Source organism: Butyrivibrio sp. INlla21 (genome assembly GCF_900116875.1).
Classification (GTDB): domain Bacteria; phylum Bacillota; class Clostridia; order Lachnospirales; family Lachnospiraceae; genus Butyrivibrio.
On sequence record NZ_FPCC01000002.1, the window covers coordinates 164073 to 189149 of the forward strand.

At 43.8% G+C, this 25077-nt stretch carries 22 protein-coding genes and 1 tRNA gene; 22 read left to right on the forward strand and 1 reads right to left on the reverse strand.

The annotated features are described in order from the left end of the window. Positions 1-10: 10 nt before the first annotated feature. From BM377_RS00910 to radA, 16 genes are all read left to right on the forward strand, one after another. Positions 11-3037 carry a HAMP domain-containing hybrid sensor histidine kinase/response regulator gene (locus tag BM377_RS00910; RefSeq protein WP_092242319.1) on the forward strand — a complete coding sequence of 1009 codons (3027 nt, stop codon included), beginning with the start codon at positions 11-13 and terminating at the stop codon, positions 3035-3037. Positions 3038-3064: 27 nt separating this feature from the next. Continuing rightward, a complete protein-coding gene (locus tag BM377_RS00915; protein ID WP_092242324.1) occupies positions 3065-3826 on the forward strand; it encodes a response regulator in 762 nt (253 codons plus the stop codon). A 28-nt stretch (positions 3827-3854) separates the two neighbouring features. Beyond that, positions 3855-4778: an orotidine-5'-phosphate decarboxylase gene (gene pyrF / locus BM377_RS00920; RefSeq protein ID WP_092242327.1), complete on the forward strand. Its 924-nt coding sequence runs from the start codon at positions 3855-3857 to the stop codon at positions 4776-4778. A gap of 78 nt (positions 4779-4856) precedes the next feature. Further along, positions 4857-5540 (forward strand): orotate phosphoribosyltransferase, encoded by a 684-nt coding sequence (gene pyrE, locus BM377_RS00925; protein WP_092242330.1) that lies wholly within the window; start codon positions 4857-4859, stop codon positions 5538-5540. Between the two features lie 33 nt (positions 5541-5573). Continuing rightward, the gene (locus BM377_RS16215; RefSeq protein WP_177223755.1) at positions 5574-5726 is read left to right on the forward strand and encodes a hypothetical protein; all 153 of its coding nucleotides are present in this window, start codon (positions 5574-5576) and stop codon (positions 5724-5726) included. Position 5727: 1 nt separating this feature from the next. Next, positions 5728-6102 carry a DUF6142 family protein gene (locus tag BM377_RS00930; protein WP_092242332.1) on the forward strand — a complete coding sequence of 125 codons (375 nt, stop codon included), beginning with the start codon at positions 5728-5730 and terminating at the stop codon, positions 6100-6102. Between the two features lie 8 nt (positions 6103-6110). After that, positions 6111-8210, forward strand: a complete 2100-nt coding sequence (locus BM377_RS00935) for an aminopeptidase (protein ID WP_092242333.1) — start codon at positions 6111-6113, stop codon at positions 8208-8210. Between the two features lie 71 nt (positions 8211-8281). Beyond that, positions 8282-8782, forward strand: a complete 501-nt coding sequence (gene purE / locus BM377_RS00940; RefSeq protein ID WP_092242336.1) for a 5-(carboxyamino)imidazole ribonucleotide mutase — start codon at positions 8282-8284, stop codon at positions 8780-8782. Between the two features lie 72 nt (positions 8783-8854). Continuing rightward, positions 8855-9880, forward strand: a complete 1026-nt coding sequence (gene purM, locus BM377_RS00945; RefSeq protein ID WP_092242697.1) for a phosphoribosylformylglycinamidine cyclo-ligase — start codon at positions 8855-8857, stop codon at positions 9878-9880. Continuing rightward, positions 9877-10521 carry a phosphoribosylglycinamide formyltransferase gene (gene purN / locus BM377_RS00950; RefSeq protein WP_092242339.1) on the forward strand — a complete coding sequence of 215 codons (645 nt, stop codon included), beginning with the start codon at positions 9877-9879 and terminating at the stop codon, positions 10519-10521. Before purM ends, purN begins: the two co-directional genes overlap by 4 nt. Beyond that, on the forward strand, positions 10521-11795 hold the full coding sequence (purD, locus tag BM377_RS00955) for a phosphoribosylamine--glycine ligase (protein WP_092242342.1): 1275 nt from the start codon (positions 10521-10523) through the stop codon (positions 11793-11795). Before purN ends, purD begins: the two co-directional genes overlap by 1 nt. A gap of 19 nt (positions 11796-11814) precedes the next feature. Beyond that, a complete protein-coding gene (locus BM377_RS00960) occupies positions 11815-13290 on the forward strand; it encodes an SH3 domain-containing protein (protein WP_092242345.1) in 1476 nt (491 codons plus the stop codon). Positions 13291-13422: 132 nt separating this feature from the next. Continuing rightward, positions 13423-13803 carry a GntR family transcriptional regulator gene (locus BM377_RS00965; protein WP_092242348.1) on the forward strand — a complete coding sequence of 127 codons (381 nt, stop codon included), beginning with the start codon at positions 13423-13425 and terminating at the stop codon, positions 13801-13803. Between the two features lie 19 nt (positions 13804-13822). Beyond that, a complete protein-coding gene (locus tag BM377_RS00970; RefSeq protein WP_092242351.1) occupies positions 13823-16408 on the forward strand; it encodes an ATP-dependent Clp protease ATP-binding subunit in 2586 nt (861 codons plus the stop codon). 89 nt (positions 16409-16497) lie between these two features. Then, positions 16498-16908 carry an endosialidase gene (locus tag BM377_RS00975; RefSeq protein WP_092242354.1) on the forward strand — a complete coding sequence of 137 codons (411 nt, stop codon included), beginning with the start codon at positions 16498-16500 and terminating at the stop codon, positions 16906-16908. 67 nt (positions 16909-16975) lie between these two features. After that, positions 16976-18358: a DNA repair protein RadA gene (radA, locus tag BM377_RS00980; RefSeq protein ID WP_092242357.1), complete on the forward strand. Its 1383-nt coding sequence runs from the start codon at positions 16976-16978 to the stop codon at positions 18356-18358. Here radA and BM377_RS00985 read toward each other — a convergent pair whose 3' ends face one another. Then, the gene (locus BM377_RS00985) at positions 18359-20140 is read right to left on the reverse strand and encodes a hypothetical protein (RefSeq protein WP_092242360.1); all 1782 of its coding nucleotides are present in this window, start codon (positions 20138-20140) and stop codon (positions 18359-18361) included. A 128-nt stretch (positions 20141-20268) separates the two neighbouring features. On the opposite strand from BM377_RS00985, the gene BM377_RS00990 reads away from it, so the two are divergent. From BM377_RS00990 to BM377_RS01015, 6 genes are all read left to right on the forward strand, one after another. Further along, positions 20269-21189: a hypothetical protein gene (locus BM377_RS00990; protein ID WP_092242365.1), complete on the forward strand. Its 921-nt coding sequence runs from the start codon at positions 20269-20271 to the stop codon at positions 21187-21189. Positions 21190-21236: 47 nt separating this feature from the next. Beyond that, positions 21237-22292 carry a transglutaminase domain-containing protein gene (locus tag BM377_RS00995; RefSeq protein WP_092242380.1) on the forward strand — a complete coding sequence of 352 codons (1056 nt, stop codon included), beginning with the start codon at positions 21237-21239 and terminating at the stop codon, positions 22290-22292. A gap of 21 nt (positions 22293-22313) precedes the next feature. Continuing rightward, the gene (locus BM377_RS01000; protein WP_092242384.1) at positions 22314-22724 is read left to right on the forward strand and encodes a hypothetical protein; all 411 of its coding nucleotides are present in this window, start codon (positions 22314-22316) and stop codon (positions 22722-22724) included. 146 nt (positions 22725-22870) lie between these two features. Then, positions 22871-23938, forward strand: a complete 1068-nt coding sequence (locus BM377_RS01005) for a substrate-binding domain-containing protein (protein ID WP_092242387.1) — start codon at positions 22871-22873, stop codon at positions 23936-23938. Between the two features lie 137 nt (positions 23939-24075). Continuing rightward, entirely contained in the window at positions 24076-24753 is a 678-nt protein-coding gene (locus tag BM377_RS01010) for a hypothetical protein (protein ID WP_092242390.1), read from the forward strand. Between the two features lie 139 nt (positions 24754-24892). Next, positions 24893-24965 (forward strand) — tRNA-Pro (locus BM377_RS01015). Positions 24966-25077 lie beyond the last annotated feature (112 nt).

Genomic DNA, 25077 nt, shown 5'->3' on the forward strand with positions numbered 1-25077 from the left:
GGTGATTGTCATGAAACGCAGGCTGTTTTCCGGTTTTTCCAAAAAGGACCTGATCAATATTGTATTGGTATTTTTTTGTTCTCTTTTTACTATAATGTATAGCCGGAATGTTCACAATCTTAGCAGCGTATCCGGCGTTTTTCCTTTTTTTACTTATATCTTTAAATATGTTCCCGTTACGGTCGTGACCGCGCTTTGCGGAATCGCGCCCGGAATGTGGACGGTTCTTATTGTTTTTATCTATAGATGTTTTTTATCCAGTGGATTCTCATATCTTACATTTATATATCTTGTTATGGCTTGTGCTGTGCAGATCCTTACTATGAAAGGTTTTTTTAAGACACGGTTCAAGACGCTGATGGCTGCAATTATCTTGCAGTTTATCGCAGGAGATTTCTGGGGAATAATACTTGTATTATTGGGAGGAAGATCCGCGGCAAATATTAATTTCGTAAACTTTTGGAAGTTCTTTTTCTCGGAAGCGCCGGGATGTCTTTTGTGCTGCTTCTTTGTTTTTTTTCTTTTTAACAGATTTCCCGACAATCATAAAATGCTTCTCGGAAACGGCATCTATTATGTCGACAAAGAGCTTCTGAATGAAGATGAGAGATACATTGTTGAGGGTAAATCCAGGATAGGAAAAGTAGTTACGCTCATAATCGTATTCGAGGCGCTTGTCCTTGGAGTGTCCGCGGAGATCTCGGCCAATACACTAATTCCTACACTTGGTGTGGTTGCGGAGATGGAAGAGAGCGGTGATAACACGCATGAAAAATATAAAGACCTAAGAATTGCACATAACGCAGAAATGCTTGAAGGAATCGTAAGCAATACACTTACATCGGAGAATGCGCAGCTTAGTTCTGTCTCATATGCAAGGGCATATAACAACTCACAGTATGGGGTAAAACTGGCGATGCTTATTTCCATCATAATCACTCCGCTTGCGGTATTCGTAAACGGCTTTGCTCAGAGAAGGATCGCCGAGCCTATAAGAAGCTTGTCCAAGGCGGTAACCGATATCTACAATTCTTCGGAACTTGATCTTGAGAAAAAAGTTGATGATATTCATAAGCTTCCGATAAAAACCAAGGATGAGATCGAGGAGCTTTATCATGCTGTGGATCTTACGCTTTACAGACTTATGGAATATATAGAGCTTGTGAAATCAAGACAGATCATAGAAGATCAGCTGCAGACCGAGAAACTTGAAAATGAGGCCAAGACGAGATTCCTTTCAAATATCTCTCACGAGATAAGAACACCCATCAATGCCATGCTTGGGTTTGATGAGATGATAGTAAGAGAAGCACAGGATAAAGAGATCCTGGAATATGCGCTTGATATAAAGAATTCGGGAAAAACTCTTTTGGCACTTATAAATGAGATCCTTGATTTCTCCAAGATAGAAGCAGGTAAAATGGAGATAATTCCCGTTGAGTACGAAGTCGGATCTTTAATAAATGACGTTGCAAATATGACGCAGCTGAGAGCCAAGGATAAGGGCCTTGAATTTGTGCTCAGGGTTCAGGAAGATATTCCGCATATTCTTTTTGGCGATGAGATACGAATAAAGCAGTGCATAATGAATATGATGACCAATGCTATCAAGTATACCGACAGAGGAAAGGTAATGCTTGATATAGGATGCGAAGAATATGTGCCGGAGTATCCCGACGATAATTTTGACGAAAACATAATTTTGAAAATCAAAGTAAGCGACACCGGAATGGGCATCAAAGATGAGGATATGGCAAAGCTCACGGATGCTTTTGAAAGACTTGATGAAAAGAAAAATCGAACGATCGAAGGTACCGGTCTTGGAATAAACATAGTATGCAGTCTTCTTGATCTGATGGGAGCCAAGCTTGAAGCAAAGAGCACATACGGTGTGGGCTCTGAATTTTGGTTTGACTTAAAACAGGTTGTTGTAGACAGAGAGCCTATAGGACAGTTCACGCAAGTCTTTAAAGATTCCGCGATAAGCGCGCTTAGTTATCAGGAAAGCTTCCATGCACCCGGAGCAAGTATTCTTGTGGTGGATGATATGAAGACCAATCTGACGGTTATGGAAGGTCTTTTAAAGAAGACAATGATGAAGATTGACACTGCTCTCAGTGCAAGGAAAGCGTTTGAACTTGTGACTATGAATAAATACGATGTGATTTTCCTTGATCACAGAATGCCTGATATAGACGGAATTCAGGCGCTTCATGAGATGGAGAAGATGGTGGACAATCTGAATAAGGGAGTGCCGGTCATCGCGCTTACCGCAAATGCCATCTCCGGATCGAGAGAGATGTATCTTAAAGAAGGTTTTGTGAATTATCTTTCGAAGCCTGTAAACCCGGCTAAGCTTGAGGAAATGATCCTTAGTTATTTGCCGGAGTACAAAGTGACCAAGCCGGGGGATGAGGGATTTGATACTGAATCGGAAAAGCCGGATAAAGCGGAAAAAGAAGCTATGGCGGAGCTTTTGAAGGCAAGAGGTGTCGATATAAATGCTGCTATAGCTCGCTGTGGTTCTCCTACGGTTGCCTGCGACGTTATGAAGGATTTCAGGCTCACTATAAAAGAGAGGGCCGATTTGATCGAAAAGAGTGCTAAGGAAGGAGATATAAAGAACTTCACTGTATACGTGCACGGACTCAAGAGTTCGGCCAAGGCGATCGGAGCTTTTTCACTTTCCGAGAAGGCAGAGTTTTTGGAAAAATGCGGATTGGAACAAGATGTTGAAAAGATAAACGACAAGTACGGTGAGCTTGTCGAAGAGTACAGAAGTTATTATTCCAAGCTTTCGTTTGGGGAAGACGATGATGAGAAAGCTTCGAATAAACCGCTTATAGACGAGGAAGAGCTCGAGGGGGCATTTTTATCAATAAGAGAATTTGTATCGGGATCTTATTTTGACAGTGCGGATGACATTATGAGCATGCTTGAGGAATACAGTATTCCGGATGATAAAAAAGAAAAATACGATGAAGTAAAGAGACTTTTGTCCGCAGTTGATAAGGACGGATTGCTGAAATTATTGTAAAACCGATGCAGAGGAGATGGGAATAGGATGGAAAAAAGCGTACTTTTGATTGGGCTTGATAAAAGCTTTATGGTAAACGCTATACAGAAGGGCCTCGAAAAAGAAGGTTACGAGGTTACACGTGTCAGGCCAAGCGTGCAGGGAGTAGTTGAGGTACAGCACAGGCCGGAGTTTTATATTTTGTATATGGGCGAACTTACGCGGGGACATGTGGATCTTTATGAATATCTTAATGAGGCTATTGATAATGAGAACTTTATGCTGTATCTTATAGGGAAGCAGGAAGAAGTTGAGCTTGCATTGGAATTCATAGAGGAATCCAAGGTTCGTGAAATATACATAAGACCGCTCGATGTTAAGCTTCTTGCAAGTGATCTCGATATGATCGTTGATTACAGCGAAGTCGATGACAGGCTCAAAAAGAAGATTCTTATAGTGGACGATGACGGAACGATGCTTCGCATGATGAAGACATGGCTTTCCGTTAAATATCGTGTATATATGGCAAGTTCCGGTGAGATGGCTCTTTCTTTTCTTGCGGAGAATACCGTTGATCTGATCTTGCTCGATTATGAGATGCCGGTACTTGACGGACCCGCTGTAATGCAGAAGATACGCGACGATGAAATTTTGAGTGAGATTCCGATCATATTTCTGACGGCCAAGGATGACAAGGAAAGTGTCATGAAAGTCCTTAAATTCAAGCCGGATAAATATCTTTTAAAATCAATGCCTAAAGAAAAACTCATCGCGGCAATAGATGAATTTTTCGAAGGCAGAGTAGAATAAAAACTCAAATTAAGGAAGGTACAATTTAATGATCTCTAAGCTTATTGACAGAATAGAAAGTACGGGAGCACCTATCGTTGTGGGACTCGATCCCAAGCTCGGTTTTATTCCCGACGATCTTAAGAAAAAGTGCTTCGCGGAAAAGGGCGAGAACTTGGAAGGAGCGGCAGAAGCCTTTTGGCAGTTCAATAAGGAGATCATTGATAATATCTATGACGTAGTACCTGCCGTAAAACCTCAGATCGCAATGTATGAGGAACTCGGCATTCCCGGACTTATCACATTTAAAAAGACAGTTGAATATTGTAAGGAAAAAGGACTTATCGTTATCGGAGATATCAAGAGAGGCGATATAGGTTCAACTTCTGAGTCTTATGCCGTTGGACATCTCGGAAGCGTGACAATCGAGGGCAATACCTTCAAAGGCTTTGATGAAGATTTTGCTACGGTTAATCCCTACCTTGGTTCCGACGGAGTTAAGCCTTTCATCAATGTGTGCAACAAGGAAGATAAGGGTATCTTTGTTCTTGTAAAGACATCCAATCCTTCAAGCGGAGAATTCCAGGACAGACTTATCGACGGAAGACCTCTCTATGAGCTTGTGGGTGAGCAGGTTGAGAAGTGGGGACTTGAGTCCATGGACGGTTCCTACAGCAATGTCGGCGCCGTAGTAGGTGCCACATATCCCGAGATGGGTAAGATTTTAAGAGACATCATGCCTCACGCATACATCCTTGTTCCCGGATACGGAGCACAGGGCGGAAAAGGAAAAGATCTTATTAATTTCTTTAATAAAGACGGACTTGGTGCGATCGTTAATTCTTCAAGAGGCATAATCGCTGCATGGAAGAGCGAAGAATATGCGCAGTATGACGGCAATGTGGGTGCTGCTGCAAGAGCTGCGGTTAAAGTAATGAAAGAAGATATCGAGGGAGCACTTTTGGCAAGATAATTGTGTATATACCTTCAAGGTGCTATAATATGCGCGGGTTATTTTTTATAACATTAAAGAAAAAAGGAGCTGAGGGAGATGGAAAGATACAAGGAAGAATTTATTGAATTTATGGTGGACAGTAATGTCCTTAAGTTTGGAGAGTTCACTCTTAAGAGCGGACGTAAATCTCCCTTTTTTATGAATGCCGGAGCTTATGTTACCGGTGCTCAGCTTAAGAAACTCGGTAATTATTATGCGAGAGCGATTCATGATACATTCGGTCTTGAATTCGATGTCCTTTTCGGACCTGCCTACAAGGGAATTCCCCTTGCGGTTGCTACCAGCATGGCAATAAGTGAATTATACGGAAGAGAGATCAGATATTGTTCCAACAGAAAAGAGATCAAGGATCACGGCGACAAGGGAATCCTCCTTGGAACCAAGCTTCGTGACGGCGACAGAGTTCTGATCATCGAGGACGTTACAACATCAGGTAAGTCCATCGAAGAGACAGTGCCGATCATTCAGGAGCAGGCTGATTGCGATATCGTGGGGCTTATGGTTTCTCTCAACAGACAGGAGAAGGGCCAGGATTCAGATATGAGCGCGCTTGATGAGATCAAAGAAAGATATGGCTTCAGTGCACATTCTATCGTGACTATGGAAGACGTTGTTTCATATCTTTACAACAAGCCTATCGAGGGCGAAGTTATCCTTACCAAGGATATCAAGAAGTCTATCGACGAGTACTATGCAGAGTACGGCGCCAAGAAGGATTGATATAAGATTCTTATTGATGAGGAGGTAATTTCAATGGATGAGCATACATATAAAGTACTCGGAACCACAGGAGCTTTGAATATTGCATTTGGGGTTATTTCCATTGTTGCGGGGATTGCTGCGGGAGTACTATTGATTATAAGCGGAGCCAAGCTTCTTGGAAGCCGCAAAAAGATTATTATCTGATATGAAGATTACAGGATTTAATTATAAGAAGTTTATCAAAAAAAATATAAAAAAGCTTGATCCCATTAGGGAAAGATATATGTTTACGGACAACAGACACCCCGAAAAGGGCATAATGTCTGCTGTGCTTGGTGTACTGTCAGTGATCACACTATCACTGGCTGTACTTTTTTCATACAAAAACGGAGGACAGGCTCTTGTTCAATACGCCGCAGCGGCTTTTGTTGCGGCGATATTTTCATGTATAGGGTTAGTTCTGGGTATCATGTCCAGATTCGAAAAGGACATCTTTAAACTTTTCCCGAACATCGGAATAATCCTTAATCTTTTGTCTTTTTCGTTTGTAGTATTTTTACTTGTTTTAGGATTGGGGTAATCTGATTTATGAATGACAACGAACTTATTTTTGAATTTGAATCGGGAAATGAAGTCATAGACGAAAGATATGACCTTGCATCCCGCAGAATAAAAGAGATGTCCGAAGAACATCTTAAGAATAAAGAATTTGATCTGTACTTTCACACCGTAAGAGATTTCCTTCAGATGATGACGGAAACCTACGATTGGGCGCTTAATAAAGGACCTGAGCAGGATTCTTTTGAGGAACTTAAGAAAAGAAATCATGATCTCTATGAGGATATCCTTCCGGAAAACTACGACAAGAGTTACGGTAATCCTGTTTTTGCCTGCGCCAAACTGGGTGATGATCACGGCAAGCTCTTATCCGCACTTTACTATGAAATGAGATATCTGATCGTATCTGCTTTTGAGCTTGTAAAGTTTGATATGGTCATTCGTATGGAACTGTTTCTTGAGATCTACGGCTCTTTTGCCTACGCAGATGCGGAAGATAAGCTCCCGTCTTATGAGAGCGTAAGGCAGATAATGTACTGGTTCTACAGTGACTATGCCGAAGAAGAGAGAATGGCAAGATTTGCACAGATCGTAAATCCCGTGAAAGATTTCGCAAGAGAGATCATCATGGAAAGCGACCTCTCCGATGTTAAGTATCTCTATAAGTTTGGTGAGTACATCACAGATAACGAAATAGAGATAGCGCGTCACCTTAATAGTCTCCCCGAAGAAGAAATAAATAAACTCGCCGATACCTTTACGGAGGGCTACAGGATCGGATTTGCAGCCACCGGAAAAGATATTTCGATAAAAAGCACTGCTTCTGTTATCTATGTTCTCGGCTTTGAGAGAATCGTTCAAAAAGCAATCTCCAATCTTGAAAAGATAGGAATGAAATCAAGTGTTTACAGATCGCTGACAAGCACGTTCTTCGTTGAAGGAAGTGCCAGAAGAACAGCGTATTGCGGTGCTGTTCCCAACAAGCAGTTTGATTACGATCACAAGGATGATTTCGGACTTTTCTTTGATGCCGCTCTTATGAAAAGAAAGCTTGAAGCTGTCAGAGCAGCCGGAGAGAAGTACAAGAAGGAAGCTAAGCTCTACGGAGGTCCCGCGGTACTTGAGGGATTCGGAGAAAAACCTTTTTCACCCGAGCCCAAGAAGGAAGCGATCCATCTTGATGACAAGCAAAAGAAAATGCTCGGTGAATACAAGATCCAAGCAGGACTCATCCAGAACGAATATATCATACAAAAAGAGAGAAGCTTTACCATCATCTCTTTCCCTGTTCCGGAGATCGGAGACAGATTCTCCGAGATATTCGATGAAGTTGTTAAGATCAACACGCTCGATTACAAGCTGTATCAGACGATCCAGCAAAAGCTTATCGATGCGCTTGATGAGGCGAAATACGTTGTCGTTAAGGGTATGGGAAATAACCGCACCGATATGAAGGTTATGCTCCATGAGATCAAAGATAAGAGTAAGGAAACCAACTTTGAGAACTGCGTAGCGGACGTCAACATCCCCGTCGGAGAGGTGTTTACATCACCCGTTCTTAAAGGAACGGAAGGAACTCTTCACGTTACCGGAGTTTATCTCATGGGTCTTTATTTCAAGGATCTTGAGATAAAATTCAAGGACGGCCGTGTTGAAGAATACAGCTGTTCCAATTTTGATTCCGAAGAGGAAAATCGCAAATACATAAACGACAATATTTTATACAATCACAAGGCTCTTCCCATCGGAGAGTTTGCCATAGGTACCAATACGACGGCTTATACATTTGCAAGAAAGTTTAATGTAGCCGACAAGCTTGATATTCTCATTGCAGAGAAGACAGGACCTCACTTCGCTGTGGGCGATACCTGCTATTCCTTTGATGAGGATAACGATACATTTAATCCCGACGGAAAAAGACATATCGCAAAAGAAAATGAAGTTTCCGCGGAAAGAAAAACAGATCCCGATAAGGCTTATTTTAACTGCCATACCGATATAACCATTCCGTACGACGAACTCGGTGAGATAACCGCGGTAAGAGAGAACGGAAGCGGAGTAACCATCATGAAGGAAGGACGTTTCGTGCTTCCGGGTACGGAGGAACTAAACAAAGCTTTAGATGAGTAAAGACTGGCACAATATATTGTATTGTGCTATGATACAAGGGACTAAATATTGCAATGCAAATGGAGGAAAACATGGCAAAAGTTGGAATTGTAATGGGTAGTGACTCAGACATGCCTGTTATGTCAAAAGCAGCTGACATTCTCGATCAGCTTGGAATTTCTTATGAGATGCGCATTATATCGGCGCACAGGGAACCGGATGAATTTTTCGAGTATGCCAAGACTGCCGAAGAAAAAGGATTTAAGGTAATTATCGCGGGAGCAGGAATGGCGGCGCATCTTCCCGGAATGTGCGCAGCGATCTTCCCGATGCCCGTTATCGGAATACCCATGCATACAACTTCACTCGGAGGCCGTGATTCTTTATACAGTATCGTACAGATGCCCTCAGGAATTCCTGTTGCCACAGTAGCGATAAACGGTGGCGCCAATGCCGGAATTCTTGCAGCCAAGATCTTGGCAACAAGCGATGATGAGATTCTTAAGAAACTCAAGGACTACAAAGCTTCACTTAAGGATGCGGTGGTAGCCAAGGACAAGAAGCTTCAGGAAGTAGGCTACAAGAACTATTGATATCGGTACACTTACCGGATGATCGGTACCGAAAGATCTTTTTATAGAAATGAGGAGTTAAATATTATGGCACTGGATTACAAGAAGGCCGGAGTTGACATTGAAGCCGGTTACAAATCTGTAGAACTTATCAAGGGTTATGTTAAAGAGACCAACAGACCCGAGGTACTTGGCGGACTCGGAGGATTCTCCGGAGCGTTTTCACTTAGCAAGATAAAGGATATGGAAGATCCGGTTCTTTTGTCCGGAACAGACGGAGTAGGAACCAAGATCAAGCTTGCATTCCTTCTTGATAAACATGACACAATCGGTATCGACGCTGTTGCAATGTGCGTTAACGACGTAGCATGCGCAGGCGGCGAGCCTTTATTCTTCCTTGATTACATTGCATGCGGCAAGAATATTCCCGAGAAGATCGCAGCTATCGTTAAGGGCGTTGCAGAAGGCTGCAAGCAGTCTGATGCGGCACTTATCGGCGGTGAGACTGCAGAGCACCCCGGACTTATGCCCGAGGATGAGTATGACGTTGCCGGATTTGCGGTTGGCGTTGTAGATCGCAAGGATATGATCGACGGAAGCACAATTAAGGCAGGCGATGTGCTTATCGGCGTTGCTTCAAGCGGCGTACACAGCAATGGTTTTTCACTTGTTCGTAAAGTATTTGATATGACAAAAGAGAGCCTTGAGACATATTATGATGAGCTCGGTGCAACTCTCGGAGAGACTCTTTTAACTCCCACAAAAATTTACGTTAAGATGATGAAGTCCATCAAGAATGCGGGCGTTAAGGTAAAGGGCTGCAGCCACATCACAGGCGGCGGATTCTATGAAAATATTCCGAGAATGCTTCCCGACGGAATCAAGGCCGTTATCAAAAAAGACAGCTATGACATTCCTCCTATCTTCAGTCTCATGGCTAAGAAGGGCGGAATTGAAGAAGAGATGATGTATAACACCTACAACATGGGTCTTGGCATGGTACTTGCGGTTGATCCCGCAGATGTCGATGCTACAATGAAGGCTATTGAGGCTTCAGGCGACAAGGCTTGGATAGTAGGAAGTGCCGAGAACGGCGAGAAGGGTGTAGAGCTCGTATGAATATAGCGGTAATGGTATCCGGAGGCGGTACCAATTTACAGGCAATTATAGACGGAATAGACAGCGGTGTTATTACCAATACCAAGATATCGCTGGTTTACAGCAACAATCCGGATGCATATGCTCTTGAGAGAGCAAAGAAGGCAGGAATACCGTATGTTGCCAAGAGCCCCAAGGAGTTTGACAGCAGAGCGGATTTTAATGAGGCACTGCTTAAGATATTACAGGACGCAAACCCCGATCTTATAGTACTTGCGGGATGTCTTGTTGTTATTCCGGAGTGCGTTGTAAAGGCATTCCCCAACAAGATCATCAACATTCATCCGTCACTTATTCCTTCATTTTGCGGAACGGGATATTACGGACTTAAGGTACATGAGAAGGTCCTTGAGAGGGGCGTCAGAGTATCGGGCGCAACGGTTCATTTTGTTGATGAGGGAACAGACACAGGTCCCATCATTTTACAGAAGCCCGTTATGATCAGGCAGGACGATACTCCCGAAGTTCTTCAGAGACGAATTATGGAGCAGGCGGAGTGGAAGATAATGCCAATGGCGATCGATCTTATCGCCAACGGCAAAGTTAAAGTAGTTGACCGCAAGGTCATAATCGAAGGTTACGAAGAGGAGAAGGTTTTCTGATGAAAGTTTTGGTTGTAGGCGGAGGCGGAAGAGAACACGCTATCTGCGAGGCTATATCAAGAAGCAGCAAGGTTGATAAGATTTATTGTGCACCCGGTAACGGCGGTATCGCAGAGCTTGCCGAGTGTGTTCCGATAACTCCCATGGAGTTTGATAAACTCGTTTCTTTTGCAAAAGAAAAAGAGATCGATCTTACCGTTATCGGTATGGATGATCCGTTGGTAGGCGGAGTTGTAGATAAGTTTGAGGAGGCAGGCCTTAGGGTATTCGGACCCAGAAAGAACGCAGCTATCCTTGAAGGAAGTAAGGCTTTTTCAAAAGACCTTATGAAGAAATACAACATTCCAACAGCGGCTTATGAGACATTTGATAATGCAGAAGCTGCTCTTAAGTACCTTGAGACATCCAAATTCCCCATCGTTCTTAAGGCTGACGGACTTGCACTCGGAAAGGGTGTTCTTATCTGCAACACTTTGGAAGAAGCCAAGGCCGGAGTAAAAGAGATCATGGAGGATAAGAAGTTCGGTGATGCCGGCAATCACATGGTCATCGAAGAGTTCATGACAGGTCGCGAGGTTTCCGTTCTTTCTTTTGTAGACGGAAAGACAGTAAAGATAATGTCATCCGCTCAGGATCACAAGAGAGCGGGAGACGGTGATACAGGTCTTAATACGGGCGGAATGGGTAACTTTTCACCCAGCCCTTTCTATACCGAAGAAGTTGATAAGTTCTGCAAAGAGAACATCTACGGCAGAACTGTTGAAGCGATGGCTGCCGAGGGTAGAGAGTTTAAGGGAGTTATCTTCTTTGGACTTATGCTTACACAGGACGGCCCCAAGGTTCTTGAGTATAATGCAAGATTCGGAGATCCCGAAGCACAGGTTGTTTTGCCCAGACTTAAGACAGACATCATTGATGTATTCAATGCCTGCATAGACGGTACACTTGCGGATATAGATCTTGAATTTGATGATAAAGCGGCAGTTTGTGTTGTTCTTGCAAGTGACGGATATCCCGTAAGCTACGAGAAGGGCAAGCTTATAACGGGACTTGAAAACTTCAAGGGCAAAGACGGATATTATTGTTTCCATGCAGGAACCAAGGCTACTCCGGAGGGAATAGTTACAAACGGCGGACGAGTTCTTGGTATAACCGCCAAAGGGGATACCCTTAAGGAAGCGCGTGCTAAAGCTTATGAAGCGACAGAATGGGTTAGCTTTGAGAATAAATATATGCGTCATGATATAGGAAAAGCAATTGACGACGCTAAGTAAGGAAGGAGGAAAGCTAATTATGAAAAAAGCGACAGGAAAGAGAGTATTTGCATTTGCCATCGCTATAGCAATGATCGTTACAATGTTTTTGTCAGCAATGATCCAGGCATTTGCATATACAGAAACTACAGGAACGGTTTCCAACGACAATGTTAAAGTAAGAGAGTCGGCTAGTACGACCGCATCACAGGTAGCAAGTCTTAAAAAAGGAGATTCCATAGATATTATCGGAGAGGAGACAGATTCCTCCGGATATATCTGGTACAAGATAAGAGTCAATAAAAATGAGCAGGGATATGTAAGAAGCGACCTTGTAAATAAGGCAGGAGGTTCTTCAAGCTCATCAAATACAAATACGGAAGCTCCCAAAAAGGAAGAAAAGGCATCCACTCCGCCTGCGGAGACCAAGGTTACGGATGTTGAGAATAAATCCGCAGCTGTCGGATATGATAACGTTGTTATCAGAAAAGGCGCAGGTAAGGATTATGATTCCGTTGCAAAAGGAACAAAGGGTGATTCAGTTACTATCACAGGAGAAGCTAAGGGAACCGACGGAAAGACATGGTACAGAATTTCTTTCGGCGACGGAAAAGAGGGCTTCATAAGAGGCGACCTTCTTGATACAAGCGGAAACACCCAGGCGGCAGCTCCCGCTCCCGCAGAGAGTAATGAAGCTCCTGCGGCGGCTCCCGAGGAGAGCGAGTCAGAAGACAGCGAATCGGAAGATTCAGATTCAGAGTCAGAGGGTGAAGAGTCCGAGGAAGATTCTGAGGAATCCGAAGAAGAGGAAGAGCAGGCAGAACCCGCTGTTGTAGGCGACGGAACATATGCACTTGCTTATGAGAATGAAACATGGTACTTAAATGATTACAGCACAGGGCTCAGAGTAAAGGTAAAAGAGCTTATAGATGTTGCAAACTCAGCTCCTGCACTTGATAAGAAAGCCAAGGACTTCAAGCTTATCGCGATCGGACTTGGTGCACTTGCGGGACTTCTTCTTATAGCTGTTATAATCCTTGCAATTAAGCTCAGAGAGTCTATGTATTATGAAGACGATGAGGAAGAGGAAGAGTACGACCGCTTCTCAGAAAGCAGGAGAAGAAGAGCAAGAGATGATTCCGAGGATGGCGAAGAAGATCGTTATTCCGCAAGAAGAGAGCGTCCTTCACGTGATGAGGACCGTTCTTCCAGAAGACCTGTAAGACCCGAATCTTCAAGAAAGGCTGACGATGAGAGAGTTGTTCGTCCTTCAGAGGATGACAGATCTGCCAGACCTTCAAGAAATCCCGAAGACAGACCGGCTCGTCCGAGAAGAGGCGAGGAAGAGTACGATCGTCCTTCAAGAAGAACTGCGGATTCCACACAGGATGACAGATCTTCAAGACCTTCATATAGAGATGAGGAGCGCGAGGCTCCAAGGAGAAGAGCAAAGAATTTTATCGGAGACGATGACGATTTCGAGTTTGAGTTCCTTGATCTTGATGACGAGAAATAATTAAGAATGTTAATATGAAGATATCCAAGAACCGTGCAGAGCTATGCTTTGCACGGTTCTTTTTCATATTTTATTATTTTTGTTATGTGTGTTATACTAAACATATCACAAAGAAAACTCATGGAGGCGGATATGATCATAGAGATTGATTTTAATAGTGATGAAGCTATATATTTGCAGCTTTGCAATCAGATCATACTGGGCATTGCAACGTCTCAATTTCGTGAGGGTGAGCAGCTCCCCAGTGTCAGACAGCTGGCTGAGACTATCGGCATCAATATGCATACGGTAAATAAGGCGTATTCCATATTGCAGCAGGACGGATTTGTCAAAATAGACAGAAGGCGAGGAGCCATAATTGCCATCGACATCAACAAGCTCAAGGCTCTTAACGAAGCCCGCGATGAACTTGCGGTAGTTCTTGCAAGGGCAATCTGTAAGGGAATAGGAAGAGAAGATATTCATGCTCTTGTTGATGAGCTTTATGACAATTATGAATTTAACAGCAGATAACATGAAAGGATGATGAGATATGGATTCTAAATTCACCGTAATGGCTTTGGATGCTCTCAAGCTAGCCAAGAAAACAGCCAGATCCTTGAAACTTAATTATGTCGGAACAGAACATATCCTTATGGGTCTCATCTTGGAGGACGGAAGCGTTGCTTCAAGAATCCTCATAGATAACGGCATAGATGAGAATCGTATGATGGAAATGATCAGAGATCTGATCGTTCCCGACAGTAATGTTCGTACTTTGGATAAGGACGGCTTTTCGCCGAGAGCGGAGAAAGTTCTTGAAGAAGCTCACAGAATGGCTGAGCGTTTTCATGCGGACAAGACAGGTACAGAGCATATTCTTTTGGCTCTTATAAAAGAAGGAGAGAACGTAGCCGTAAGGCTTATCAGTACTCTAAATGTTCCCGCGCAGAAGATCTACGCGGAGACTTTGGCTGCAATGGGAGAGGACCCCAACATTGTAAAAGAGGACCTCGGAAGAAAGAACAATCCCAAGGCAGGCAAGAAAGCATCTATACTTGCGCAGTACAGCCGTGATATGACTGCACTTGCTATGGAGGATAAACTTGATCCCGTTATAGGACGTGAGCGCGAGATCAAGCGTGTTATACAGATCCTCAGCCGCAGGACCAAGAATAATCCCTGCCTTATCGGTGAACCCGGTGTAGGTAAGACGGCTGTTGTTGAAGGACTTGCACAGCGAATTGCCGCAGGAAACGTACCTCTTACCGTTCAGAATAAGAGACTTATGACACTCGATCTTTCGGGTATGATCGCGGGCTCCAAGTACAGAGGTGAGTTCGAGGAACGAATTAAGAAGGTTATAAAAGAGGTTGCTGAAGACGGCAATATCATTCTTTTTGTCGATGAGATGCATACGCTTATCGGTGCCGGAGGTGCCGAGGGTGCTATCGATGCTTCCAATATCCTTAAGCCTTCTCTTGCAAGAGGCGAGATTCAGATGATCGGTGCGACTACCATCACCGAGTACCGCAAATATGTCGAGAAGGATGCGGCTCTTGAGAGACGTTTCCAGCCTGTTAACGTTGATGAGCCCGACAAGGCAGAGGCAACAGAAATACTTAAGGGAATTGTCAACAAGTATGAAGAGCATCATAAGGTTACGATCACACCTGAGGCGATAAAGGCTGCCGTTGAGCTTTCCGAGAGATATATCAACGACAGAAACCTTCCCGACAAGGCAATCGACCTTATTGACGAAGCTGCATCCGCAGTAAGACTGCGCACTATGGGAGTTTCTTCCAAGGTAAAAGATATTGACGATCAGATCAAGAACCTTGATCTGGAGATAGAGGCCGCTCTTAAGAATTCAGATTTTGTTCTTGCGGGCGAGCTTAATAAGAGACAGAAGTCTCTTATCACCAAGCTTTCAAGAGTTAAGGCGGCTGAGAGAAGAAAAGAGCTTTCATCCGGATTTATCGTTAATGAGAATGATATAGCGGAGGTTGTTGCCGAATGGACAAGAATCCCTGTCAAGAAGATCGCGGAGAAAGAATCCGAGAAGCTCCTTAAGCTTGAATCGGTACTTCATAAGAGGGTTATCGGCCAGGAGGATGCGGTTAAGGCTGTATCCAAGGCTATCAGAAGGGGAAGAGTGGGACTTCAGGATCCCAACAGACCTATCGGATCGTTCCTTTTCCTCGGACCTACGGGTGTAGGTAAGACAGAGCTTTCAAAGGCTCTTGCCGAAGCGATGTTTGGCGATGAGAATGCGCTTATCAGAGTTGATATGTCTGAGTATATGGAAGGTCACTCCGTATCCAAAATGATCGGTTCACCTCCGGGATACGTTGGATATGACGAGGGCGGTCAGCTCAGTGAGAAAGTAAGAAGACATCCTTATTCGGTTATTCTTTTCGATGAGATCGAGAAGGCGCATCCTGATATCTTCAACGTACTGTTACAGGTACTTGATGACGGACATATCACGGATGCCAAGGGCAGAAAAGTAAGCTTTAAGAATACAATTCTTATTATGACTTCAAACGTCGGAGCTCAGAAGATTGTTGATCCCAAAAAGCTCGGATTCGGCGCGGGAGATGATGCCAAGAAAGACTACGAGGATATGAAGTCGGGTGTTATGGAGGAAGTTAAGAAGCTCTTTAAGCCTGAGTTTATAAACCGTATCGATGAGATCATGGTATTCCATACTCTTACCGAGAAAGAAATGATGGAGATTGTCACACTTCTTTCAAGCAATCTTGCCAAGAGATGCAAGGCACAGATGGATATTAAACTTACCATTTCGCCAGCGGTTAAGAAGTACCTCGTTGAGAAGCATTCCGACGCCAAAATGGGTGCAAGACCTCTTAAGAGAGCCATTCAATCAACAATTGAAGATGCAATGGCTGAAGAGCTCTTAAAGGGCAATATCAAGGCAGGAGATGATGTTACGGTCGGTCTTAAGGATAAAAAGATTGTGTTTACAGCTGCGGACGGTAAAAAGACTTCCGTAAAGAAGGTAAATGTTAAGACGACCAAGCCGAAGAAGGCTTCCAAGACCAAAAGTGCGGTAACTACAAAGAAACCTGCGAGGGCAGCCAAAAAAACTTCGAGTTCAAGATCGAAGAAAAAGTAAAAAAGTAATAAAAATTTCAGTTTATCATTAGGTGGACTTGAATTATAATGTAATTAACTAAATACATGTTTTATTTCAGGAGGGTTAATATGGCTGTCGTAGAGCAGTTGATTCGCGCTGAGAGCGACGGAAGCATCAGCTTTGGTAACTATGAGCTTCCCGAGAAGAAGAAACTTGAGAACTTCGAGCACAACGGAGATATTCTCAAGGTTAAGACTTTCAAGGACATTACTAAGCTCGAGTGCAACGAGAACTTTGTTTATGAATCGGTTCCCGGCACAGCGGTCACAGGCTTTAAGGAGTCCGACGGAGGTGTAGAATTCACCGTAGAAGGTGTCAATGATGCACAGATCACTTTAGGACTTTTGGAAAGCACAGAGTACAGCGTGTTTGTAAACGGATCCGCTATCGGCAAGATGAGCACTAATGTAGGCGGTAAGCTCAATTTTAGTGTTGAATTGTCAGATGGAAGTTCTGCCAAAGTTAAGATTGAAAAATAAAAATTAAATAAATGGCCGAGGGCTTTTCGGGATACCTGAAAAGCCCTCGACGTTTATGGGAGGATATATGGCAACTAAGATAAAGACTATATTTTATTGCCAGAGCTGCGGATATGAATCATCCAAGTGGATGGGACAGTGCCCGGGGTGTAAAGAATGGAATACATTTGTTGAGGAGACGGTTAAGCCTGCGGCTAAGACCAAGGGTGCGGTTTCATCAAGTGCCCGCATGATCTCAGGAGCCTTGGAGGCTCCAAAATCTCTTTCAGAGATAGAGATAAATGACGAAGAGAGAGCGGACACACATATCGGAGAGCTCAACAGAGTCTTGGGAGGAGGCCTTGTAAGGGGCTCCATGATCCTTGTCGGAGGAGATCCCGGAATCGGTAAGTCCACACTTCTTTTGCAGGTTGCGGGCAATCTTTCGGGAGATAAAAAGAATATTCTGTATATCTCGGGTGAGGAATCGCTCAAGCAGATCAAGCTTCGTGCCAACAGGATAGGAGAGTTTTCGGACACATTGAAATTTATGTGCGAGACCAATCTTTCTGTGATAGAAGATACGATCACATCCGTAAAGCCTGAGATCATCATCATAGATTCAATCCAGACAATGTTTAATGAGGCGATATCATCGGCACCCGGAAGTGTTTCTCAGGTAAGAGAGTCAACGGCGGTGCTTCTTAGAATTGCCAAGAGCCTTAATATCACGGTGTTTATAGTCGGACATGTGACCAAAGAAGGACAGGTTGCGGGACCTAGAGTCCTTGAGCACATGGTTGATACCGTTCTGTACTTTGAGGGCGACAGACATGCTTCATACAGGATACTTAGGGCTGTAAAGAATCGTTTCGGTTCGACCAATGAGATCGGCGTATTCGAGATGGCGGAGAGAGGCCTTATTGAAGTTAAGAATCCTTCTGAGTTCATGCTGGAGGGAAGACCGGAGAATTCCAGCGGCTCTATAGTTACATGCTCTGTAGAGGGAACAAGACCCATTCTTATAGAGCTTCAGGCACTTGTGTGCAGAAGTAATTTCGGATTTCCGAGGCGCCAGGCCAACGGAACGGATTATAACAGAGTCAACTTGTTAATGGCTGTTCTTGAAAAGAGAATAGGACTTCAGCTCGGAGATTACGACGCATATATCAATCTTGCGGGCGGAATGAAGATAGCGGAACCCTCGCTTGATCTGGGAATCTGCATGGCTATTATCTCAAGCTTTAAGAATAAGCCTATAAGCGATGATATGATAGCATTCGGTGAGGTTGGACTTTCGGGAGAGGTAAGAGCCGTAAATATGGCTGAGCAGAGAGTCTCTGAGGCCAAAAAGCTTGGCTTTAAGACTTGTATCGTTCCCAAGGCTCTTTGCGCAAAGATTAAGAAAAGCCACCCCGATATCAATATAATAGGAGTGGCTTCTGTAGCTGATGCTATGAACTATATTTAATTAAATAATTGATTTCTTTTTCTTACTCAGAATGACTATGGCAGCGGTGGAAGCGATGATCGCGATGATTCTTCCCGCGATATTTGTTTCATCGCCTGTCTGACCCATTCTTGGTAATTTCTTAGTGGCGCCGAGTACCTTTACATCGGCGTCATTTTCTTCTAATGCTTTAGTGATCACGGTTTTCTTAATGGCATTTGCTGCGATATTATTGGGATCACTGTCCTGGCCGTCTTCTGTATAGGATGTATAGGTTCCGTCATCGACAAATTCAAGCTTTCCGGCAACACATTTTACATTGTAGAGTGATGTTACGTCTTTTCCGTTTTCATCAACAATTATAAATGATGCGATCTCGTTCTTGGATGAGCCGATAACACTTTGACTTCCGTTGATGACAACGTTTTTAAGCTTGTGGCCTTCAAGAAGAGAGCCTGATGTGATGCTTACTTTATCATTGGTTATTGTAGAACCGTCGTAGTTCTTAACGGTAGTTCCGGCTTCAAGCGTGAGGTTTCGCTGCTTAACGTTAACCTTGGCTGTGGTGGGCTTTTGCTGAGTGATGACGCTGGCAGGGAGTTTGAACCACTCGCCGTCTTTCTCGTAGCTTACCGAGATTTCCTCGGGTGAAATCTCTTTTCCGTTAAACAGGAAAGGGATTGTATAAGTCTTGATCTCAGATGCCACTACATAAGCTGCATCGATGTTAACCCAGTAATTGATGCCGTTGTTGGAGAAATACGTTCCGGAGCCGTTTGTTCCGGCATAGGCTTCAACAGTCAGAAGCTCTCCGAGTGCATTGAATATATTCCTGAGAGAAGGCCTCTTGTTATCAAGGTCTTTTACAACGATATTGAAACCGCCTATTATGTGCTCTTTTCCGTCATATTCGATATCTGTTTCCTCGCAGGTCGTATAGATCTCTATGGAAACATTGGGATAATCTTCGGGTATTATTTCCTGCGAAGAAGCTTTATTTCTTATAACACCGTCAACATGAACGCCTGATTTCTGAACTTTTTTGACGTACCATATAACGAATTGATTCTCGGGATCAAAAGTGGGGATGACATTCTTGATGTCTTCAGCGGTTGGAATGTTGTGAAGATAACCGGATACCGCGTTGGCAGCCGTGATGTTATCATCCTTAAGGCTGTCTTCCGAACCACTTCCGTCAACGATGGGGGAATAGTATCTGTAATCGTTGGGGATAGCTTCATCTATCGTGATTGCACTGCTGTAGTTATCACTTGAATGATTAGCCGGCTCTTCCGGGATATCTGCGTTTATCTCATTGAGAATATAGAAGTTTGCCGTACTGTATGTGACAGTGGGGAGTTTTCTTGTATCGGCGGTAGGCTCTTCGATCTTAGGAGCTTCTACCGGTATATCTGTAACTATAGGAGCATCCACGGGTGTTGTTTTTTCAGGAGTTTCAGTGGGAGTTTCAGTGGGAATTTTCGAGATTTCGGGTGTGGCTTCTTTATCGGAAACTATATTTTTGTTTTTGGTTTCCGTAGGGACAATTTCTTCTTTATCGTTATCTGTATCCTTTTTTTCTTCCGGGATGGGATTTGTGACTGAAGGATCTGAAGTAGATGAGCTGTTTGATGCGGACGAATCGTCCTCTTTTATATCATTTGTATCATTTTCTTCGGTGGTCGTATCGGACCCCGGTGTCTCAGCGTAGGCTATAATCGGCGATAACTGTAATGCCGTAAAACCAAATATGAGAAAAAAAGCCAATAATAGCGCCGCGGATCTGTTCTTTCTCTTAATCATTAAAGTGCTCCCCAAATATTCAAAAAAACATTAAATCGAACATACTCGAATATAATAACACAAAAACTAAACTTTTTGTAAATAATGTCGATAAATTTTATATAGAAATTCTAAAGAGGGGTAAGTCTGTGCTTATGAAGAAAATTATCAGATCAGCATTCGCCGTATTATCGGCATTTGCGCTCACTTTATTCATTATGTTTTCCGAGGTGTGTTCTTTGGAGATTCATGCCGCGGACGATCCTTATACAGCTTTTTCAAAGGCCACTACCGTCTATAACGGTGTGGACTATAAATCTGAGTATAATCCGCTTTTTTATTATCTTAATTATGCCGACTTAAGGCAGGCCTTCGGAACGGATGCCAATAAGCTTATCGAGCACTGGGTTCTTTTCGGAAAAAAAGAGAAGAGAGTTGCGAACAGACTTATCGGTGACAGCACTGAGTTCGTGGTTCCGACCGGAGATGAAGGAGTTGTGGTTATTCCAAAGACCAAGCATGACAACGGTGGAATGACCTACGATCAGGAAATTCAGGCAAGAAGCATTGCCAAGCAGATAGCTGCGGCGATCAATAATGCAGCCGAGGCTTCGGATACTTCAAAGAGCAGCAGTTCTTCTTCGTCAAAGTCTTCCAAATCCAAGTCTAAGACCAAGGAGATAAAAGAGGTTGAGAAGGTAGCATACGCAGCGGGCGTTGTAAAAGCATACTGCGACCTCGGAACATACACGACGGAAGGAAAGATGTACAGGACGGCTTACGGAGTGTTCATTGGAGGCCAGTATTCATGCGCGGGTTCAACCAGAGCGCTGGGACTTATTCTTGATTATCTTGGAATAAACTGGGTTCATAAGAACATCAATCAGTGGGAAGATCAGTGGTGCCAGGTAATCGTGGACGGAAAAGAAGGCTACGGAGATCCGATGATCGCGGCAGCCGGATACGGTAAGCATCCCAATGAAGGCGGTAATGCCAAGGATGCCGTTTCATACGCAAAGATAAGATATAAATTCGAAGTTGCTACGCAAAAGCCTAAGGCGACGAAGTGATAATTCTTTTTTGATAGATTAAGATTAAGCAGCTATAGAGGACTGAAATGACAACAAGTTTTTTTGACAATAAAAAAAGAATAACGATCGGGCTTAAGGCAGTAGCGGCTCTTCTTTCGATAGCTCTTTTGACAGGGATGTGCAGTGTTAAGGTAAACGCAGCCGGAAATGTTTCGGGAGCAGGCGCAGGAAGCGCGACGGGAGCCACTGTCGGAAGTGTCTCGGGGACATCCAAGATCGATCAGTCGACGTTCAGAAGGAATGTTGACATAACCACCGTTCATATCGGAAGTGACATTACCGAGATAACACCGGGCGCGTTCAAGGGGCTTATGAAGCTTCGTTCGATAACGGTGAGCGAGAACAATCCTTTTTATGCTTCTTACAGTGACTGCTTGTATAACAAGGATATGACCGAGCTTTTGTGCTTCCCGCCTCAGCTTGACGGGGCTATGATTCCTTCTTCTGTGACGAAGATCGGAGAATATGCGCTTACGGGCGTCGGAGGAAAGCTCAAGGATGACATCAGAGCGGTCGTTAAGAGCCAGGCGGAGCAGAACCTCAAATTGGAAGATGTTCCCGGAGAGCATTTCATCCATACCAAGTATGGCGTTAAGTGGAGAGAGGCAGACGGAAGCTATTCTGAGCCTGACACGGAGCTTAAAAAGCTCATTGCTTCGGTGCTTGAATTTGCAACGGATGAGACGATGACGCAGAATGCACAGCTTGAGAGGTGCTTTAAATATCTGGTTGATTTTTCATCATATGAAAGGAACAACGAAGTTCCCGTGGGAGATTGGACCGGAGAGTATGCAAAGGACATGCTTATGGAAAGCAAGGGTAACTGCTACAATTACGCAGCGGCTTTTGCTTACATGGCTAAGGGACTCGGGTATGATGCCAAGGTATGTACGGGAACCGTATTGTCATCGCTTGGAGGAAAGACACCTCATGCATGGACAGAGGTTAAGATAAACGAGAACTGGTATGTGTTTGATGCTGAGATGCAGGATGCCAAGGGAGACGGCTATTACAAGCAGACCTATCAGAGTTATCCCGCCAAGCCGCTTGAAAAGGCAGCAGCGATCACTGTTAGTTTTTGAGATTTCGGAAGGAGCTTTTTTATGAGGAGGATATTTGGAATATCAGTCGTATTCTTAGGCGCTCTGGTATGCGTTCTTTTATTTAATATATTATTGTGCGCGATCATGCCTGCTTATAAGGATATGATATCTTCCGCTGCTAAGAACGACTCGAACATTCCTGTTGTCGAAGTGAGCGAAGGAGTGACTATCGTAAAAGAAAACAACGAAGTCAGATACATAACAGACGGCGCCGATTCTTTCAAGGATGAAGATGCTTCCATGAAAGCTGCGAACGAATACTTTGACAATTTGGATAAAAAAGACGGTGAATCGGAAGATGATTTCGAGGATGAGCCGGTCATAATAGACAGAACCTACTACGAAGATTGCGGAACCGGTAAGGGGTACTGGGTACTGACTTATTCGGATGGCAGAAAGATAGTAGAGTGATGATTTCTTTTATCGAGATAGAGCCCAAACTCAGGCTGCTCCTGGGGTTGGGCTTTTTATTTGCGGTGAATAATGTTTGATGATAAACTAAATTGGTTGTGAAATTTAGTTTCAAGTATTTGGAGCTTTTTTTGGAGAGTTTGATAATGAAAAAGATGTTATTGGCTTTAGGGGTGATGTCTCTGCTGATAGCTTTTGTAGTTACAGGCTGTCATATGGGGGATAAGGAAAAGCACAAATTCACGGAAGATAAAAACGATACAGAGGATGTAATAGAGTCTGATCTTTCACAGGTTAAGATCGGCGTTTGTATATACCGCTTTTCGGATAACTATATGACTCTTTTCAGACGAGAGCTGGAGTCGTACTTATTGGATCAGGGATTTGCAAAAGAGAATATCGTGATATTGGATTCTGCGGACAGCGAGATTGTTCAGGACAGGCATGTGAGATCGTTTGTTGAAGAGGGTGTCGATGCGCTGATCATCAATCCGGTAGATCCGTCAGATGTAAAGAGTATCACCAATTTGGCGGTCGAGGCAGATATACCGCTTGTATACATCAACAGAGAACCCGACGCGGATGAAGAAGTCAGGTGGGAAGAGGGCAAATGGAATGTCACTTATGTAGGGTGTGACGCCAGACAGTCCGGAACCATTCAGGGCAAGATCATTGCAGATCTGGGAATAGAAAACATAGACAGGAACGGCGACGGCGTTGCGCAGTACATTATGGTTGAAGGCGATCCCGATAATGCCGATACGCAGTTTAGGACGGAGTATTGTATTAAGGCGCTCAATGATGCCGGTATCGAGAGCGATTGCGTGTTCAAAGCCTTTGCAGATTGGGACAGGACCGAAGCTGAGAATGTGGTAACCGAGGCTTTGCAGAAATACCCCGACGCGGAAGTTATTTTCTGCAACAACGATGCCATGGCGCTCGGAGCTCTTTCTGCAGTAGAGAAAGCAGGAATACGTGCGGGAAAAGAGATTAAGATCGTCGGAGTTGATGCTCTTACCGATGTACTTATCGCGGTACTTGAAGGACAGATGGCCGGAACAGTGTTTAACAACTACGTTCAGCAGGCACACTCGACTGCGGATGCCGTGACAGCTTATCTTAAGAATGAGAATAACCCGCATTACATTCCATGTGATTACGTGGCCGTAACTGCGGACAATGCACAGACTATACTGGAGAACCTTGCTCACTGATCATGGGTAAGGTTCTTTTTTATAGTCTTTTAAGAAACCGAAAATTGTCTTTATAGTAAAATATAAATACACCTAATGATACTTTAGATACAGATACTTTTGACAGCGTTGGCGATTCTTTTCCAAGCGGAGGTAATATGCGCGATACGACACAGATTACCTATGGAGACGGCATCGTGAGCGTAGAGCTTATTTCTGAGAGTAGGAGCGATATTCCGGCTCCGACCATCAGATTTGGAGACTATGAGCAGCTGCTCGAATCCTGTTTTACAAAAAAAGAGCTCGAAGAGATCCTTGAGGGTGAACATGCAAATCTCACCTTTTCTTTTGTTATGTCAGATGAGCCCAAGGAAATAGCCGAATACGATACGCTTTCATCCGCTGTTTCAAGAGCTTCGAAAAACTTCGGTGAGCTTAGTGAAGGAATTGCCCTGGAGGCAAACGCTGTAAAAAGAGTCGATGCGGGAGAGGAGCTTACCATCGATAATCTTGCGGGAAATGTGGAGCTTCAGATTGAAATCCCGCTCTATCTTATCAGGGAAAACAGAGAATACTATCTTATGACGGATTCGCTCGGCGCATGCACGCTGTATGAGGACTATGATACCGAGGCCGATACGCTGTCGGTAAATACAGATACGGTGGGTACTAGTATGCTCCTATATAGGGATACATATCCCGGAGTCCCGGCCGCCGAGACCGCTTCATTCGGAGTAAAACCACAGTTTGTCTTCGGCGGGATCGTAATAATGCTCCTGGTGCTCTGGCACTATGTTACCGGCGCCAGAAGACAAAAGCTCAAAGAGCAGAGATAAATCCGTGGAAAAAGAGTTATCTGAGTGCGCCAAAACAGCATAACCATGCACGTTATAGCGATTTTTGCAAAAAAAAGAAAAAATTCTCGAAAAAGTTATTGCTTTTCTATTTGGCACGATATATAATGGAGAACGTCGTCGGGGTGTGGCTCAGTTGGTAGAGCACTATCTTAGGGAGGTAGGGGCCGCAAGTTCGAATCTTGTCACTCCGATACTTGGGAAGCTAGTAATCATCTGGCTTCCCGTTTTTATTTTTAATCATTCAGTTTTAGATTTTTATTTTTTATACAAATTTTTATACAAATAAAAAAATAGGGATAACCT